The organism is Paraburkholderia tagetis (assembly GCF_022213065.1).
GTDB classification, from domain to species: Bacteria; Pseudomonadota; Gammaproteobacteria; order Burkholderiales; family Burkholderiaceae; genus Paraburkholderia; species Paraburkholderia tagetis.
Map to the genome: position 1 here is coordinate 78,091 of NZ_JAKLJA010000026.1, position 16,709 is coordinate 94,799.

Genomic DNA, 16,709 nt, shown 5'->3' on the forward strand with positions numbered 1-16,709 from the left:
GGGTGTGCGACGCAGCCCGGACCCATGCAGGCGGGCGAGGCCCGAGGCCAGCATTTCGGAGGCTCACCGAAGATGATCGTCCGGAAACGGAAAGGTGTCTCCCAGCATCCGGCGCGCGAGCCACGCGCCGATCTGCGTGACGTTCATCAGATTGACCACGCCATGTCGCAAAAGTAGCCCCATCGGGCTGCGGGGAGTGAACGAACCGGCGAAACGCACGGCCGCATCCTGCTGACGCAAGATAAAGGCACGCAGGCGATCTTCGTAAGCCGGGAAGGCGCGCGCGAAATCACCATCGGCCGCGTGCAATTCGCGCGCCAAGGTATAGGCGCCCAGCATCGCAAATGCGGCGCCCGCGCCGGCAAGTAACGACGGGCTATATGCGGCATCCCCTACCAGCGCGGTACGGCCTCTTGTCCAGCCCGGCATGCGAATCTGGCTGACAGTATCGAAATAGAGCTCGTGCGCCGTGTCGAGCCTCGCAAGAATCTCGGGCGTTTCCCAGCCGTCGTGTGCAAACCTGGTGCGAAGACGCGCTTTTTGCGCCGCGACATCGTGAACAGCGATCGCAGGTTTGCCGGTCTCGGCAAACACAAGCAGAAACGCGCTAAGGCCTTCGCGCATCGCATATCGACTGATCTGCCGCCCTGGCCTCGCGAAACTCACGTACGTTGCTTCATCCCGATGCGGATAACCATTGGCGACGAACGAGGCAGCGACGTAGCCGAGATATTTTTCGAATTGTGCCTCCCCGCCGAAGACCAGTTCCCGCACCTGTGAATGCAGTCCATCCGCTCCGATCAACAGGTCGAAGTGGCGCCGCTGTCCTGTCGAAAGTTCGACGACAACGTCTCGTGGGTTCTGCACAAGTGACTGGATGGAAGTTCCGTACAACACTTCAACCCGATCGTTGATTGTGTCGAAGATAGTTTGCGCGAGAACGCCACGCGGAATGCTGAAAAACTTTCCGTCCAATGCCGTACGAAATACGGTCCCGCCCATACCTGAAATTTTTCGCCCCCCGCTCGTCGACAAACCTCAGACTGTCGAACAGATAGGCGCTCTCCATGACCATCTTTAGAAGATCATAACGTTCAACGATATCGTATCCCGTGCCCCACAACATCAATCATGTAGCCGCCGTTACGGAACACAGCGGCGTGTTCGACTATCGTGGGTTCAAAGCCGAACCGCAAAAGCTGGTGTGCCAGAGCCGATCCGGCAATCCCGGCGCCGGAGATTAGAATGTGGCGATTCGCTGGTGCCAAGCGTTACCTCCTCCGACTTTCCGTAGGCGTTGCGGCAACTGCCGGCTTACGCAGTCTAGACCAATCCTGCCCTGCTCCGGGGAATCCGCAATGCTTCTGTCAATGTCGCGACTTCGTGGAAAGGAACTGTGACATCACGAGTAGGCCCATCAGTGGTCGCACCATGGCCATGCCGCCTCTTCACCAGACGATCGCGCGGCGGCTCTGCGAGACGAAACGGCGATTCAGTTAGCGATGTAGATTGATATGCAGGTTACAGGCCAGATCACCCGTCACGACGCAGTCCCATTGCGGTCAGTTTCAATCTCCGTCAAATGATCATGGGGAAATTGCCGCCAGGGGCTATCGTCATACCCGCATATCGAACGAAAGCCATCTCCGATGCTTGTGTCGACGCAGCCTGTGGCAGGAGGAAGCGTCGCCCTGCACCTGCGTCTGATCTGAACAGTAGCGTTTCCAATATACTCCGGGGATCCCCATGGCTGCGCCACGCGACGGCCAGACCGGGATTGCCGAAGCCCCCCTGCATTCCCTCGACTGGACCTGTCCGAATGGATTTTAATGTCGCCCTCTTCGAACTGCTCTTGCTCGTTTCGGCATTGGTGGCCATGCTCGTACGGCGTTTGCATATGCCGTACAGCGTTGGCCTGGTCATTGCGGGAATCAGCCTCTCCTACATGGCATCTTCCAGATTTCCCGTTATTCCCCTCAACCAGGATTTCATCTACAACGTACTGTTGCCCCCGCTCATTTTTGAGGCGGCGTTTCACATGCGATGGACCGAGGTACGCAAAGATTTCGTCGTGGTTCAGACGTTAGCTATCGTCGGCGTCCTGCTATCCACGGGCATAACGGCGGCAGGTATGCATTTTCTGTTGCATTGGGAATGGATTAGCGGGCTGCTTTTCGGTACGCTGATCGCCGCCACGGATCCGGTCTCTATCCTCGCAACTTTCAGGGAAGCCGGTGTGGTGGGCCGCTTCAGGCATTTGGTGGAAGCAGAAAGCCTGTTCAATGACGGGACGGCAGCGGCAGGCTTCCGGATTGTGCTCGCATTCGTTGTCGGCACACACGTTGGCCTTATCGACGTGCTCAGGATCTCCGGTACAGTGCTTCTCGGTTCGGTCTTTTGCGGTTGGCTGATCGGCAACGTAGTGCTGTCGCTGCTACACCGCACAGACGACCACCTGGTCGAGATTGCGTTTGCGATGATCGCGGCCTATGGCTCGTTTCTGCTCGCCGACAACCTTCAACTGTCCGGCGTGCTGGCGACTCTTGTTGCGGGTCTTGTGATGGGCAGGCTCAACGCGATCAATCCGATGACGAAGAGGGGTCGGGAGGCCGTTGAAGCAGTGCTTGAGTACACGGTATTTGCCGCGAATTCGTTCATCTTCCTCTTCATTGGAATTCAGCAGGCCCGGCGGGAGTACGACACGGTGTGGGCGTCGATCGGCATCGCTGTGGTGGTCGTGATGTTAGCCCGCGCTGTGGCTGTGTATCCGTGCTGTATGCTATTCTCGCGCTCATCGCTGCGAATAGACGTGCGCCATCAACATGTACTGTTCTGGGGTGGGCTGCGCGGCGCGCTGGCTTTGGCTCTCGCGATGGGATTGCCGCCCGGTGTACCCCGTCGCGAAGAAATTGTGACGGTCTGCTTTGCCGTAGTTGCCTTTTCAATCTTTATTCAGGGCACAACGATGACAGCACTACTGCGGCGATTACGCATCGTCCAAAGGAATGGCGGCGGAAGTCAGTGAAGCACTATGACAGGTGTTGAAGACAGGCGCCATAGCCTGGCGAGGACAGTCCATCGGTGAAGAAAGCCAAGGTGGCCTGCGTCAAGCACCACGATGTCGACATGATCCTTCGCGGCATACTGCGCAATGGTCTGTTCCGCTCGTCCAAACACGCGTTTCCATGTGTACGGGACTCCAGCATCATCGAGAATCCCGCACGTCTGCACGAGCGCATCCAGCGCTGCATGCTTTTCGTGTCGGTGCAGCGCCGCCGGTGAATGAAACGCTACGGCACGCCCCTGCGCCAAATCGTCGAGCACTTCGATGACCTCGATCTCAGATACACATTTCTCGGCAAACAGGAACGCTCCATGGCGCGCTGCTTCAGTTGCTCCTTTTGCACCCAGCACCGGAATCAGCAGTTTCAGCACAGCAAACCTCCAGTCCACTACATCTGTCTGTTCTTAGCTTGATTGAAGCACGCACATCGCCCACATGAAGTAAAAATACAGCATCGACGTGTAAAAATGTCATCAATATCGAAACACCATCGTTATCCCCGGCGAGGTCTGTACAAGTTTCAAGCGATGACGGCTGACCATCGGGCGTTGCCGATACCAGGTTGCAGCGCGCTCCTCCGGGCAGAATAGAACATCTGATCTCGCTGAGCATCGCGGATTGACTGACACCGAGCAGACAGTATCCAACCCCGGCCTCATTCATAGTGTGCTCGGGGGACGGATCCCCTTCAGGCTCGTGCATAGGTGGCCCATGTAGATCCCCAGATAGTTTGCGTTTTTCGCATGAGCCGGTCCCCAAACCGCTTGCAGAAGCTGCCGATGGTTCAGCGCGCAGCCAGCATGATGTATCGGCCAGGCGATTTTCGATTGCTGTCAGGTGGAAAGTCTCTCCGTTGCGCCAGACCGACCTGGTTTCCCGGTCGACTGTCACGCGCCGAACGATACTCCCGCCGAGGCCACGGTCATGGAGCGATCCTGCCCGCACAGCTGGGCCGGGATTCGCGCGAGCAATTCGGCGATGCTGAACGGTTTGGCCGCATGGTCGTCCGCGCCCGCGTCAAGCGTCTTCACCTTTTCGTCTTCCCGTGTGCGAGCCGACGACATGACGATCAGCGCAGGGGACCAGCCGCGCAGTTGCCGGCTCACATCCGACCATCAATATCCGGCAAACCGAGTTCGACGATCAGCAGATCGGGCCTGGCACTCGCGATCATGGCGGCCCCATCCTTCCCTGTATCGGCGTCGAAGACGCGCATCGCATCGCTCTCCCGCGCGATTCGGCCGTACCGGCGAATATGCCTGTCATCTTCAATCAGGACAGTGGCCACGGTTGGCTCGCTCATGGCCTCCGCCGATTCGACGTCCGTCGCCGCCCCTGTCCGGATTTTCTGGTCTGTTAGCCCCCTCACCCCGGAATCATCGTCGTGAATCAGGCGTTCGACTTGCAGAATCATGTGTGTGCGGATGTGCGGCAGCTCCCGGGCATTGCCGTCAGAACCCATATGCCCTTTGCTCATCCTGTCCTGTTTGCTCTCTCTGCACGCCCTGTCCGCACCGTTCATGGCCGTGAGTTCGGCAAAAGTTCGTCGAAGGACGAAATGCTCCGTGGCGCCTCATTCTGCATCGACCATCTTTGCGCCACGTGTGCCATCAGTGACGGTGCAGGCCATGTGCCGGAACATCTGCGCCCGCCGATGTTCGCGTCGATAGCGCCCGACCACGAAGATGGCCGCATGCGTATTCCACGCCAAACCGAACGCTGATTCCACGACTGCCCGAGCGCGAATTCCGCGCGTAACCGAGCAGTAAGCTGGAGGGACGGTGATGCGGGATAACCATGGCACGCTCGACGATTTTGTCGGGCGTGCGAATGTCGAATAAAAGGTTATCCTTGCGTCAAATCAAGGAAGTGCTGCGCCTGCGCTTTGAGTGCGAACGCAGCCAGCGCGAGATCGCGACGACGATCGGCTTGTCGAGCGCGACCGTCTGGGACTACCTGGATCGTGCCCGGCGCGCGCAACTGGACTTCGATAAGGCGATTGCGTTGGACGAGGGCGGCGCTTGAAGCGCTGCTGTTTCCGCCTCCACCGTCGTTAAGCCGTACACGCCCGCTGCCCCGCAACGGCTGATCAACTGGAGTTACGCAAGCGGATGAGGCGCGCCGCAAAGGCAAGAAAACCAAACGTTGCGGCTTTTCATGACGTGCGTAAAGCCGGGAAGAAAGTCCGGTACCTTCTGGAGTTGTTCGGGCCGGTGCTGTCCGGACGCCATCAGAAAACGCTGGATCGTCTCAAGAAAATCCAGAAACGGTTCGGTGAATTGAACGACGTGGTCGCAAGCGAGGCACTGCTGCACGGCAACACGCCGTTGCTCACTGCCGTGGGCGATCCCGAGAGCACGTTGAAATGGCGTCGAAAGGAACGAAAGCGGCGACTGCGTGCCTCCGCTGCTCTTCTGCGAAGCGGGTGGAGGTAAGTTGCGCCCACATACGGCGCGGTCCAATCGTCATAACCCGCCATCCGGTCTCGCCGGCCGCCGGCAAACGCTTACTTTCCATGGGTCAGGCACCGACGACGTTGCCGTAGCGTCCGATCGAAGTGCTGCTCGCCAATCACGGCGCCCCACGAATTGACCGGGCGTGCGGCCATTGATGCATGTGAAGCACCACAACTCATCAATCGCCTCACCGCACACCGAAGGCGTTCACGCATGGAGCACCTGCGACCCTCCGCAATTGCTGCTGAAGCCAGTTCGCGCGTAGTCACAGGCTCGGCACCGGACCCACGGGTAATCTGCTCCAGGACCCGGCTGCCGTCCGACTCGGCATCAGTCTGGTACGCGAAGCTCCTTTCATTGAAGGCGATAACCCGCACGTCGTAGCTACTCTCGCGCGGAACCGCGATACCCCAGTGCCAACCGCCATCCAGCTCGGAAAACATGAAGAACGGTGCGCGTGGCGTCCATTTCATGCTGCAGCGGCGACATGCCGATCCGCTCCCATGAAGTGCCACCTTGGCAAATTCGCTGTGAGTCTAGGTTCGGGAGCTGCGTTCGTGCAAAACTGTCCAGGCAGGTGCAAGCCTGACTTTCTCCAGTTCTTCCGGCAAAACAGTCGACGCGAAACACGAGTGGTTTGCCGCGCAGCGCTCCGACCACGCAGCGCATGGGCACGAAATGCACCACGCCGAGTAAATACCGCAAGTACGCGCAATAACGACATTTCGCATCGCGCTTGCTCAGCCTGATGCGGGATGATCTGGTGGCACTACCAGGATGGGAATGTCCGCAGCACGCAGGCACGATTCGGTAGTGCTGCCGAGCAGGGCCCGCTCAATTCCATGCCGTGGGTGATTGCCAAGGACCATAAGATCCGCGCGCCATCTGTGGCCCTCCTCGAGCAGAACTGACGCGACGTCACGGTCGCCGGCTTCGACGATCAGCGTGTGGCCGTCGACGCCAGCCAGTATGAAGAGGTCCTGTGCGCGGGCAAGAGCCACCTGGGCCCGGTCCTTCAACGTCTGGGCGATGCGTACCGGGTCGCCAAATCCGGGACCCAGTCCCAGCGTGTCGGGTACGTGCATCAGGACGCTGACAGCCAGCAGGGTCGCCTTTTGGTGACGCGCGAGGCGGATCGCATGAGCAAGAACCGCAACCGAGTCCGGTGTGGCGTCTATTCCTGTCAAGATACGCGTAAACATTGCCCCCCCTTCATCCACCAGCGCACACCGCTCTCATATGCGCCCGCGAGGAACGTAGTGCGCTTCAGATACCGTTGGCGATGGCACAGCATTTCCCTGCGGGCCTGCTCCAGCGCCAGTTCGCGGAAACACAAGCAATTTAACGCCGGACAGCAACAGCGAGAACACGATCGTCGCGCCCAGGAGCGCGACGACGCTGGATACTGGCAGCCGCGCCATGAGAATGCCCCCGGTGGTCAGCGCGAACGCCAACGCGATGTCGAGTAAAGACGAAACGATCAGCCACTGGCCCGGAGGTACACGCCAGAAGGACGTTCGTTCGCGTATCGCGTAGACGACTGCCTGGCTACTGAATACGAGCGCTGCGAATGCGAGACTGCGCAGCTGGTCGACAGGCATCCCAAAGCGAAAACGGGCAATGGCAATGATGCTGATTCCAAATGTCAGCTGCGCGCCCGCTACGAGTGCTGCAGACCATGTGATACGCCGCATGTCCCAGCGGTCGGGTGTGTTCGACGGCTGCACCCGGTCCGTCGTCAGCGCCATGGTGATGAAATCGCCTGTCGTGAGCAGGAGCGCCATCAGCATCGGCGTAAGCAGTGCGTGACCGGTCATCAGCACGCCCGCCGCCAGGAATAGCACCAGCTGGAACTTCTTGGCAAGCGCGTTAAGGGCGTACGTAGTCAACCGCTCGAATGCGCACCTGCCTTCCGAAATCGCGCTCACAATGCCGTTGAGTCCGGGTTTTGTCAGCACCATGGCCGCGGCTTTGCGTGCGACATCGGTCGCCGTCGACACCGCGATGCCGGCGTGCGCGTGACGCAGCGCCGGCGCATCGTTCACGCCGTCTCCGCACATGGCCACAACGTGGCCACTTTCCTGAAAGGCCTTTACCAGGTTGTATTTGTCATCCGGGAGGACTTCGGCGTATATATCGAACGCCTCGACTGACGGATGCACGCGCAAGCGTTCAGGCGTTGAGATACGGGTTCCGAGACCCACCTGGGCGGCGATCGCTTTCGCAGTAGGAGCCGAGTCGCCCGTGACCATGACGGTGCTCACACCCAGCGTGCGCAGGCGGGCGATCAGGGCGGCCGAGTCAGAACGTGGGGGATCGCCAAGGCCAATGAGGCCGATGATCCTGGGCTCTGCATCGCCTTTTGCCGTTGCGACGGCCAGGACGCGAAGCCCCTGGCCGGTGAGCGCCTCGACCCGCACATTCGGCACGATATTGGCGGCCGCCTGCGCAGCAACGGAGGCCGGTGCGCCTTTGATGACGCGCAGCAACTCGCCGTCTCCGGTTTCGACCAGGGCCTCGGCGAGCTTGCGATCAGGGTCGAAGGGAGTGAATGACCGAACGGTGGTAGTTTTGAAGGCTGACGACGAATGGCTTGCGCTTGCGTCGCGTATGGCCACGTCGACGGGGTCGAGAGAGCCGTCCGCGCTCGCGAGCGCTGCACAGGCCAGCACATCCTCTTCCCCGGCTTCGCCGGACAGGGGCAGTACGGCCGCGACGCTGACGGTGTTGGCGGTAAGCGTGCCAGTCTTGTCCACGCACAGAAGGTCAACAGCGGCCGCCTCGTGCAATGCGGACAGCCGCGTGACCAGCACACCCTCACGGGCAAGCGTTTTCGCGCCCAGCGCCGCAGCGAGCGTGAACGTGGCTGGCAGTGCAACGGGAATCGAAGCCAGCACGGCAGTCAGAAAAAGGGCCAGCACATGATTCACCGGCATGCCGGCGAGTCGCGTGTAGATCAGCAGGGTCACCACCACGAACCCATTGAAGACGGCGAGATTGCGTACGCTTGCGACAATGGCCCGCTGTTCGCTGCTCTCGCTGCGGGCAATCTTGACAAGCTCCGCGGTGCGTCCGAAGTAAGTGTGTGCGCCCGTCGCCGTCACCTGCGCCAGTGCATTACCGCGTCGCACGAGTGCGCCAGCATAAGCCGACGAACCTTCGCGCGCGTCGACCGGCGCCGATTCACCGGTCAGCATGGACTGGTCAAGCTGCACCGCACCCGCAACAATCGATACGTCGGCCGGCACGACACCTCCCAGGGACGGCTCCACAAGGTCGCCGGGAACGATCAGTGCTGAAGGCAGCACAAGCCATTTGCCATCGCGCCTGACCGATGACACCGGGGCGAGCTTTTTTTTGAGGGCATCGAGAACGGCGTTGGCCCGCTCCTCCTGAAACTGGCCAAGCACGACATTGAATATCAGGAGGGCAGCGACGATGCCGGCCTCGAGCCGTTCCCCGGTGACCAGTTGAAGCGCAATCGCCGCCTCGAGCATCCACGGCACTGGCGCCCAGAACCTCATGGCGAGCCGTCGCACCAACGGTACGCGTGGTTCAACGAACTCGTTTCTGCCGTGCTCTGCCAGCGGACGGTCCACCTCAACCCCAGTCAGGCCCCAATTCGCGTTGCTCTTGAACGTCGTGGTCATTCGTCCCTCTCCACCTGCTGATTGGCCCCGCACGCGCTCTTCACAGGTACACGACACAACGAGTCTGGGCCGGCGGCGAGACAACAACCGCGCCCGTTCGGCCAACATGGTGAGCCTTTGCGGGATCGGTTGTGCTGATCAACCCATGTGCAGGTCAGCCTGAAAACTCCCAGTAAGCAATCAGCGCGTGCATCGCGTACATCATCGATGGACCGCCGCCCATGTAGACGGCCGTGCCCGCGACCTCCTCGATCTCTCGCTGCGTCGCGCCCAGCTTGACGAGTGTCCTGACGTGAAATCCGATGCAGTCATCACAGCGATCCGCAATCGCGATCCCCAATGCGATCAGCTCACGCGTTTTCCGGGACAGCGCTCCGTTAGCAGTCCCTGCGCTCGCCAGTTCGGCGAAAGCGGACATCAGGTCGGGCTGTGTTTGCCGCATCCGCTGCATTGCGCCAGCAATCTCGCTCACGCGGCTTCCGTAAGCTTGCTTACTCGTTTCCATTTTGACCTCCCGCAGGATCGGTTCAACGCGCCCCTGGTGCATGCGGCACGCCACAGGCCTTACCATTTTCAAGATATCGGATCCAGCCAGAAAATCAGTTGATCTATCGCAATCACGGCCCTGCCTGCGTAGCGTGGGAAAGAACCTTCACGGGCCAGTCGTGCGTCAGGGCGAAGCCAGCGGCAAAGTCACCGCGAGCGGCTCGCGAACGTACTTCGGCCGGACTGCGGAGCTCGTGCGCACGAGCACTGGGGAACCGGTGGGCGCAGCGCGACGCGGCGCAGGACGCCAAGCGGATCCTTGCCGCCGAAGGTGCGCGCCTGCTGGCGGTCGCGGCAAGTCCGGCTGGCGCGATCCAGCTTGTCGAGCGGATCGCCGTCGCCGATCTGCCCGTGGACGACGCGTCAGACTTCATAGTGAAACTCGGCCGGCTCGGCGTTCGCGTATGCATGGACACCGGCGACGCGCTGGAGACGGCGCGCGCGATTGGACCGCGACTCGACAGCCGCGCGCATCCGGCGGCAGTGACCGTGCGCCGTGCATGCGCGGGGAAGTTGCGCGCAGGCAACCGGTGGGCCATATCTGCGTCCCGGTATCCGCCCCTGCGACACGGATTCAAGGCAACCGCACATGCTATGAATTGCGCGAGTCGCGTTCAGGCTCTTCGTATGCGTCGGTCCGGTATGATCAACCTGTCGCCGACCTGCATCGCCAATCATGTTCTCTGTCTTCCGCTCGTTGAAGCACATCGCAGCAGGCGACGCTTTGAGGTGGGCTCGTGCGTTGGCGTTCATGCTCGTCGCAATGCTCGCTGCCGTCAACGTGCTGACCGGCTGCGCGAATGGCACCGCTACGCTGGCACACATTGCCCGCGCACCGGCGCGCGACACGATTACCCTGTTCTCGCTTGGCACCTACGTTCAGGATGTCGATCACTGGATCGACCCGGCCGCACCGGACTACGACACGCCCTTCCTCGCGCCCGACGCACAGCGCGCGCAGTTCGCCGCGCTCTATGCACGGTTCTTTGGTTCCGGTCCGGACGACCCATCGCCGTGGAACCGCGCATACATCGACACGCGCGTCTATGGCGAGGGTAGCGGCAAGATCGCGGCGCTGCAGGAGCGCCGGCTCAAACAGTTCGACAACACGGACAAGCCTCACCGCTGGATCGGATACGGGATGAACTTCAGACCGCATACGAAGGCGTGGATCGACGCGATCGCGCGCAACGACGATCCCGGACAGTTCGAAAGCGCGGCCAGCTACGATCCGGCCCGGCGGGCAATCGCGACAACGGCACTTCTCGTGCGCGAGTTGCCGACTATCGACCCGTCGTTCTACGACCATCGGATTGCAGGCGAAGGCTATCCGTTCGACAACCTGCAGGTGAGTGCCGTGCGGCCTGGTACGCCGCTCTATGTGCTCGGCACAAGCGCGGACGGCGGCTGGCGCTATGTCCAGACTCCAGACGTGCAGGGTTGGGTAAGGAGCGATGGTGTCGCGGGTGTCGACGACGTGTTCGTTGCGACCTGGCGCGCGGCATCCCGCAAGATGCTCGGCGTCGTGATTGCAGCGTCCGCTCCGGTGCGCGACAACAGCGGCGTGTTCCGCTTCGACGCGCCAGCCGGCACGTTGCTGCCGCTGCAACCAACGACGCCCGGGGGCACGCATGACATTCTCGTTCCGGTGCGCGATGTTGACGGCCACGCGGCGATCCGTGCGGCAACGCTCGCGACCACCGAGATCGTGACCGCCCCCCTCAGCGCTACGCCACGACATCTCGCATTGTTGCTTAAAGCCCTTGTTGGCCGGCCATACGGTTGGGGCAACACGAACTTCGACAACGATTGCTCGGCCGAGCTGCAAAGCATCTTCGCAGCGTTCGGCGTGTGGCTGCCGCGTCATTCGTCGACCCAGATGAGCGCCGGGGAGACGATCGACCTCTCGGCTTCGACACCGGCCGGGCGACTCGATTATCTTGCGCGACATGGGAAGCCGATGCGCACGTTGATCTATATCGGCGGACACGTGATGCTCTATCTGGGTAACACCGAACGCGATGGTCAAGCAGTGCCGGTCGTCTATCAGGACATATGGGGGTTGCAGCCGGTCGACGATAGCCGCCGCGCGGTGATCGGCGGCTCGGTGATCCTGCCTCTCCTGCTGCGCTATCCCGATGACCCGAACCTCGAATCGCTCGCGGCAACGCCGATTTTCCAGATCAGCATTCTCGGCGAACCGGCAGCCGGCGCGCCGGTGCACGAGGACAGCGACAATCCGGCCGGCTAACCGCTATCTCATACCGGCCAGTGCCAGGGCGGCCGGCATCTGCGGCTATCAAAACCAGGTACTGCCTCTCATCAGATCAACGCATGTTTCCCGTATGACCGAGTGAATAACGGCCGGGCTGCGGCCAGACCGTCAAACCGTGCGGCTCCATGCCGACAGGAATGGATTTGACGGTACCGTTCGTTGTGTCGATTGCATAAACGACGTCGTCGAAACGGCCGGACAGCCACAACGTCTTGCCGTCCGGACTCACATTGCCCATGTCGGGGCTGCCGCCGCCCGGAATTGGCCAGCTGGCGAGCACCTTGCGCGTGGCAAAGTCGATCACCGACACGCTGCCCTTGCCATGGCGCGGGGCATGGACGAGATTCGAACCGCGATTGGCGACATACAGCTTCGTGCCATCGCGGCTCGGATACAGCCCGTGCGTGCCGACGCCGGTCTTGATGAAGCCGGCCTTCGTAAAGCTGTCGCCGTCTACTACGTACACGCCGTCGGCCATCATGTCGGCGACGTAGAACACCTTGCCGTCGGGCGAAACGCGGATGTCCTGCGGCATGCCTTTCTTTGCGAGCTGCAGGTAGCCCACCACCTTGCGGTTCGCGAGATCGATCCTGGCAAGCTTGCCGTCGAATTCGCACGTGAAGACGGCATACCTGCCGTCGATAGAAAAGTCAGCGTGGTTGATGCCCTTGCATTCCGGCACGTCGAGGCTCGACTTCAGCGCCATCGTGTGCGGATCGCGGAAGTCCAGCCGCGCATGCGCTTCGGCTACCACGATCGCTTCCTTGCCGTCGGGCGTGAAGTACATGTTGTACGGGTCATCGACCATCACTGCCTTACCGGGCTTGCCCGTTTTCGGATCGATCGGCGTGAGGCTACCGTCGGTGCGGCCTTCGGCATTGTTGGCGACCCATAGCGTCTGCAGATCCCATGACGGCACGACGTGCTGGGGACTGCGGCCAACGGGGAATTTGTCGACAACCCTGTACGTGGCCGGGTCGATCACGTAGACGTCGTTGGAGCGCAGGTTGGGCACGTAGACGCGCGACAGTGCGCCCGCCACGGCAGGGCTCATATGGCCGGATCTCGCCTCGCTGTACAGATTATCCGGGTTCACCACGGGGGGCATGCCGGGCACGGTGGTCACGGAGGTCGCAGCCAGAGCATGGCTGGCGCCGTAGCCGGCGAGTGCGACGGCAACCGTCGTTGCGAGGCGCGAGAACTGTGTTTGGTGGAGGCGACGCCGAAATTGCAGTTGCATGACAAAGTCCCCAGTCGATTGGATGGAACAGGATGCGCGGCGCGATCTTTCGGAAGGCATCAGCGGCCGGCTGTGTCTTTCCTGATAGCTTCGATCGTACGCGACACAATCGCATCGATACCCAGTTGGCCAAGCTCGGCACTCGCGTGGCGCGGGTCACCTCCGTAGACGCCGTCGGCAGCACCAGGTCTGGGGGCGCTCTTCAGCTTGTCGAGCCTCACCATCTGCGGCGCGACCGCGAGCAGCAGCGACGTGTCGGCAAGTCCCGCGTGAGTGCCGATTTCGCTATCGGGCACGCCGTGCTGGCGCAGGATCTGCACGTAGCCGTCGGAGCTGGTGCCATAGTACTCGGGCGGCACGAACGCGCGTGCGCCGGAACCGGTCCACGCCTTGTTGAGCTGCGCCGCCGCACGCCGGACGTCGTTTTGATAGCCGCCGTGATCGCCCAGAAAGACGATGTTCGTAAATCCGTGAACCTTGAAGCTGTTTGCGGTGGACTCCAGTGTCTTTTCAAATACGTCATCAGGCACGGTGATCGTGCCCGGAAAGCGCATGTGCGAGGTGGGTGGCGCGTAACCGCCCTCAGGCACATAGGCGATGACCGGAGCGACGATGGCGTTGCCGAGACCCTCCGCGATGCGTTGGGCAAGTGCCTTGACGCGTGCGTTGTGCTTGCCCAGCGCCACGTACGGCCCGCTTTGCTCGGTTCCGCCAATTGGAATGAGAATTGTGGTTTTTCCTGCATGGATCTCGTCGCGCAACTCGGTCCATGTAAGGTCTTCGAGTTGTACCGTTTTTGGGGGTTGCGCCATGGCGGCCTGGGCGGCGGCAAGCGCAATGGCGACGGCAAACGTTCGCAGCATGGGAAGGTGCATTCTGGATCCTCAAGTTCGGTTCGTTGCAGATGGGCGGACGGCTTCCTGGATCGCTCTAACCACGAAGCCATCGCCGCTATCAACATCTCGATTCATTCGCCGTTGCCCCGGATTGCCCGCGTCAAATCATGCGAGGGAGTTCCACAATTGTTTCTCCGACAACATCCGTTCTTCATTGCGCATAGCGCGCGGTCCAACCGGCCCGGTCGATCGATTTCCGTGTCGGCCTGGGTGACACAAATGCGCGGGTTCTTGAATGGACGCAACGGTCGTGCTTTGGCTGTCCGGCCGACCCTGTCGGCATCATCGTCCTTGCGGCAATTCAGGGCAGTCTTGACAGATGCCTGATGCAACGGATCCCGTTTTCTTGCGAGGTCAGCCCTGCGGGCGAGGTGTGTGACTCACGTGCCTCGCGGCTTGGGTGTTGGCTAGTGCGCCGCACCTTTTGCGTGACGAAAGGATGCTTGATGCCCGGCCTCGAGTCCCGTTGCCATGAGCCGGAATGCCCTTTCTCGATCACCCCTGAACCGCAGTGTCTAATATTATGCGATAGCATCAGTTCTCCTGCCGCACGTGTGTGACGAACGGATGTCCATGAAAGTGCTCATTGTCGAAGACGATACCTCGATTGCCGCGAACCTCTACGACTATCTTGAGGCAGGCGGTTATGAGGTCGATGTGGCGTCCACTGGCAACGCGGGACTGCAGATGGCGCTCGCCGACTCGTGGGACGCCATCCTCCTTGACCTGTCGCTACCGGGTATGGACGGACTCACGCTCTGTCGCAGGCTGCGGGAAGAGGCGGGCCGGGACACACCGGTGCTGATGCTGACCGCGAGGGACGCGCTTGACGACAAGCTGGAGGGCTTCGTGCACGGTGCCGACGACTATCTCGTCAAACCGTTCTCCCTGAAGGAAGTTGGCGCAAGACTTGGCGCCCTGATCCGGCGCTATCGCGGCCAGGTCGCCGCCATGGATCTCCGGTTTGCAGACGTGCGACTGGACCTGTCGACGATGGCCGTCGAACGCGCCGGCCGCCCGGTCAAACTTCCCCCCAAATGTCTTCAGTTGCTGCGTATCCTGATGCAGTCACCCGGCCGAACGTTCAGCCGGGCGGAACTCGAATCCGAAGTCTGGGGCGAGGAGTTGCCCGAGAGCGACACGCTGCGCACGCACGTTTATACCCTGCGCCGGGCACTCTGCGAGCCCGGCGAGGCCGACGTCATCGAAACGCTTCATGGCGTCGGCTACCGCCTTATGGCGACCGGTCATGATACGAAGTAGCCTGCGCTTCAAGGTCGCCCTGTTGTTCTCGGTCTTGACCATCGCGCTACTGCTCGCCCAGGCGCTGGGCGTAAGAACACTGGCCGAGGCACAGGAAGAGCGACTGATTACGGCACTTATCCGTGATGACATGGCGAGTGTGCTCAGGAGCTACCGAGCCAATCCGTCCTTGCTGCCACCATTCGATCTCCGAATGAATGGCTATGTGTCGGGCGCGGACCACCAGGCGATTGCCTTGCCCGCGATGGTCAGAAACCTGCCTGCCGGCGCGCACGAAATCATCATCGACGGACGGGAGATCCATGTCGCGATTGCGCCGCTCGACACGGCGCGCCTGTACCGTGTTTACAACTTCAATATCTACGAAAAGCATTTCAAGGAAGTCGTCAATGCCCTGATGGCGGGCACGGGTGTCTTTGCTCTCCTCACGATCTGGCTGTCCTTCGGCCTGTCGGGTCTGCTGGTGCGGCAGGTGGCGGGTCTCGCGCGGCAGGTCAAGGAACTCCGGCTCGGAGGGACGGCACCGATCCACCCTGGCAAGTACGACGAGACCGAACTCGTCGTACTGGTGGAGGCCTTCAACGACTATCACCGGCGTATGGCCGAGATGATTGCGCGTGAGAAGGAGTTCACGGGCAATGTCAGCCACGAGTTGCGCACGCCACTCACGACGATCAAGACAAGCTGCGAACTGCTCGAGCAGGATGCAGCAATCAGCGGCAAGTCGCGCGCACGGCTCCATCAGATCGAGCGGGCGGCTGACAACATGGGCGAACTCGCCAACGCGCTGCTGACGCTCGCCCGGGAGGACTCGGCACGCGATGCCGAGCCGGTGGCACTCGCGAACATGATCGAAACTTCGCTGATGCCTTTCGCTGACCGGCTTGCGCAGAAGGGACTCGATACTGTCATTGACGTCGACCGCGAGCTTCGGGTCGTGGCAAACCGGCCGGCGCTTGCGATCGTGCTATCCAATCTCATTGATAACGCCGTCCAGCATACCGGGCACGGATGTCTTCAGTTCCGCTACGCCAGCGGCTGGCTGTACATCGAGGACACGGGGCCGGGTATTCCGGCGCATGCCCTCCCGTATGTCTTTGACCGCTTCTACCAGGGGGGATCGCCACGCACACCGACGCCTGGCGTCGGGATCGGCCTGTCGATCGTCAAGAAGCTCTGCGACCGCTACGGGTGGGCGATCGAGATCGGCAGCGAACCCGGCAAAGGGACCTGCGTCTCGCTTCGCCTGCCGGCGACGAACCGGGCCTGAACCGACCTCCCAGGAACGTGATGGCTTCTTGACGAAAACTTCACAAACC

General features: G+C 61.3%; 15 protein-coding genes and 1 pseudogene. 7 read left to right on the plus strand and 9 right to left on the minus strand.

What is annotated here, in order from left to right:
• Nucleotides 1-63: 63 nt before the first annotated feature.
• Together L5014_RS25640 and L5014_RS39055 are read right to left on the minus strand one after the other, a co-directional pair.
• Entirely contained in the window at nucleotides 64-1,002 is a 939-nt protein-coding gene (locus tag L5014_RS25640) for an FAD-dependent monooxygenase (protein ID WP_238466599.1), read from the minus strand.
• A gap of 92 nt (nucleotides 1,003-1,094) precedes the next feature.
• A complete protein-coding gene (locus L5014_RS39055) occupies nucleotides 1,095-1,268 on the minus strand; it encodes an NAD(P)-binding protein (protein ID WP_420800131.1) in 174 nt (57 codons plus the stop codon).
• Between the two features lie 551 nt (nucleotides 1,269-1,819).
• Here L5014_RS39055 and L5014_RS25645 point away from each other — a divergent pair.
• Nucleotides 1,820-3,025 carry a cation:proton antiporter gene (locus tag L5014_RS25645; RefSeq protein WP_238466600.1) on the plus strand — a complete coding sequence of 402 codons (1,206 nt, stop codon included), beginning with the start codon at nucleotides 1,820-1,822 and terminating at the stop codon, nucleotides 3,023-3,025.
• On the opposite strand, the gene L5014_RS25650 is transcribed toward L5014_RS25645, so the two are convergent.
• Together L5014_RS25650 and L5014_RS25655 are read right to left on the minus strand one after the other, a co-directional pair.
• Nucleotides 3,019-3,435 (minus strand): universal stress protein, encoded by a 417-nt coding sequence (locus tag L5014_RS25650; RefSeq protein WP_238466601.1) that lies wholly within the window; start codon nucleotides 3,433-3,435, stop codon nucleotides 3,019-3,021. The two genes, L5014_RS25645 and L5014_RS25650, sit on opposite strands and share 7 nt — an antisense overlap.
• A gap of 283 nt (nucleotides 3,436-3,718) precedes the next feature.
• Nucleotides 3,719-4,367 (minus strand): annotated as a pseudogene (locus L5014_RS25655) (response regulator); the annotation flags it as partial.
• Between the two features lie 81 nt (nucleotides 4,368-4,448).
• Between L5014_RS25655 and L5014_RS25660 the strand changes: the two are divergent.
• The 3 genes from L5014_RS25660 (at nucleotide 4,449) to L5014_RS25670 (ending at nucleotide 5,499) form a co-directional block, all read left to right on the plus strand.
• Entirely contained in the window at nucleotides 4,449-4,787 is a 339-nt protein-coding gene (locus L5014_RS25660) for a hypothetical protein (protein ID WP_238466602.1), read from the plus strand.
• Between the two features lie 74 nt (nucleotides 4,788-4,861).
• Nucleotides 4,862-5,089 (plus strand): sigma factor-like helix-turn-helix DNA-binding protein, encoded by a 228-nt coding sequence (locus L5014_RS25665; RefSeq protein WP_238466603.1) that lies wholly within the window; start codon nucleotides 4,862-4,864, stop codon nucleotides 5,087-5,089.
• Between the two features lie 86 nt (nucleotides 5,090-5,175).
• Nucleotides 5,176-5,499 carry a CHAD domain-containing protein gene (locus L5014_RS25670; protein WP_238466604.1) on the plus strand — a complete coding sequence of 108 codons (324 nt, stop codon included), beginning with the start codon at nucleotides 5,176-5,178 and terminating at the stop codon, nucleotides 5,497-5,499.
• Between the two features lie 761 nt (nucleotides 5,500-6,260).
• Here L5014_RS25670 and L5014_RS25675 read toward each other — a convergent pair.
• The 3 genes from L5014_RS25675 to L5014_RS25685 form a co-directional block, all read right to left on the minus strand.
• Nucleotides 6,261-6,722, minus strand: a complete 462-nt coding sequence (locus tag L5014_RS25675; protein WP_238466605.1) for a universal stress protein — start codon at nucleotides 6,720-6,722, stop codon at nucleotides 6,261-6,263.
• Nucleotides 6,723-6,755: 33 nt separating this feature from the next.
• The gene (locus L5014_RS25680; protein ID WP_238466606.1) at nucleotides 6,756-9,170 is read right to left on the minus strand and encodes an HAD-IC family P-type ATPase; all 2,415 of its coding nucleotides are present in this window, start codon (nucleotides 9,168-9,170) and stop codon (nucleotides 6,756-6,758) included.
• Nucleotides 9,171-9,324: 154 nt separating this feature from the next.
• On the minus strand, nucleotides 9,325-9,621 hold the full coding sequence (locus L5014_RS25685; protein ID WP_420800134.1) for a carboxymuconolactone decarboxylase family protein: 297 nt from the start codon (nucleotides 9,619-9,621) through the stop codon (nucleotides 9,325-9,327).
• Between the two features lie 846 nt (nucleotides 9,622-10,467).
• On the opposite strand from L5014_RS25685, the gene L5014_RS25690 reads away from it, so the two are divergent.
• Nucleotides 10,468-11,967: an SH3 domain-containing C40 family peptidase gene (locus L5014_RS25690; protein ID WP_238466608.1), complete on the plus strand. Its 1,500-nt coding sequence runs from the start codon at nucleotides 10,468-10,470 to the stop codon at nucleotides 11,965-11,967.
• Between the two features lie 76 nt (nucleotides 11,968-12,043).
• Here L5014_RS25690 and L5014_RS25695 read toward each other — a convergent pair whose 3' ends face one another.
• A complete protein-coding gene (locus tag L5014_RS25695; RefSeq protein ID WP_238466609.1) occupies nucleotides 12,044-13,231 on the minus strand; it encodes a YncE family protein in 1,188 nt (395 codons plus the stop codon).
• Between the two features lie 59 nt (nucleotides 13,232-13,290).
• Entirely contained in the window at nucleotides 13,291-14,106 is an 816-nt protein-coding gene (locus L5014_RS25700) for a creatininase family protein (RefSeq protein WP_238466610.1), read from the minus strand.
• 594 nt (nucleotides 14,107-14,700) lie between these two features.
• On the opposite strand from L5014_RS25700, the gene L5014_RS25705 reads away from it, so the two are divergent.
• Together L5014_RS25705 and L5014_RS25710 are read left to right on the plus strand one after the other, a co-directional pair.
• Nucleotides 14,701-15,390, plus strand: coding sequence for a response regulator transcription factor (locus L5014_RS25705; RefSeq protein WP_238466611.1), 690 nt, complete (start codon nucleotides 14,701-14,703; stop codon nucleotides 15,388-15,390).
• Nucleotides 15,380-16,660 (plus strand): sensor histidine kinase, encoded by a 1,281-nt coding sequence (locus L5014_RS25710; protein ID WP_238466634.1) that lies wholly within the window; start codon nucleotides 15,380-15,382, stop codon nucleotides 16,658-16,660. The genes L5014_RS25705 and L5014_RS25710 overlap by 11 nt, the downstream gene beginning before the upstream one ends.
• Nucleotides 16,661-16,709 lie beyond the last annotated feature (49 nt).

Coding starts and splice junctions, on each gene's coding strand:
- L5014_RS25680 (WP_238466606.1), bottom strand. CDS start 9,170: ATGACCACGACGTTCAAGAGCAACGCGAATTGGGGCCTGACTGGGGTT.
- L5014_RS25695 (WP_238466609.1), bottom strand. CDS start 13,231: ATGCAACTGCAATTTCGGCGTCGCCTCCACCAAACACAGTTCTCGCGC.
- L5014_RS25665 (WP_238466603.1), top strand. CDS start 4,862: ATGGCACGCTCGACGATTTTGTCGGGCGTGCGAATGTCGAATAAAAGG.
- L5014_RS25675 (WP_238466605.1), bottom strand. CDS start 6,722: ATGTTTACGCGTATCTTGACAGGAATAGACGCCACACCGGACTCGGTT.
- L5014_RS25690 (WP_238466608.1), top strand. CDS start 10,468: ATGCTCGTCGCAATGCTCGCTGCCGTCAACGTGCTGACCGGCTGCGCG.
- L5014_RS25685 (WP_420800134.1), bottom strand. CDS start 9,621: ATGCAGCGGATGCGGCAAACACAGCCCGACCTGATGTCCGCTTTCGCC.
- L5014_RS25705 (WP_238466611.1), top strand. CDS start 14,701: ATGAAAGTGCTCATTGTCGAAGACGATACCTCGATTGCCGCGAACCTC.
- L5014_RS25700 (WP_238466610.1), bottom strand. CDS start 14,106: ATGCACCTTCCCATGCTGCGAACGTTTGCCGTCGCCATTGCGCTTGCC.
- L5014_RS25645 (WP_238466600.1), top strand. CDS start 1,820: ATGGATTTTAATGTCGCCCTCTTCGAACTGCTCTTGCTCGTTTCGGCA.
- L5014_RS25640 (WP_238466599.1), bottom strand. CDS start 1,002: ATGGGCGGGACCGTATTTCGTACGGCATTGGACGGAAAGTTTTTCAGC.
- L5014_RS25670 (WP_238466604.1), top strand. CDS start 5,176: ATGAGGCGCGCCGCAAAGGCAAGAAAACCAAACGTTGCGGCTTTTCAT.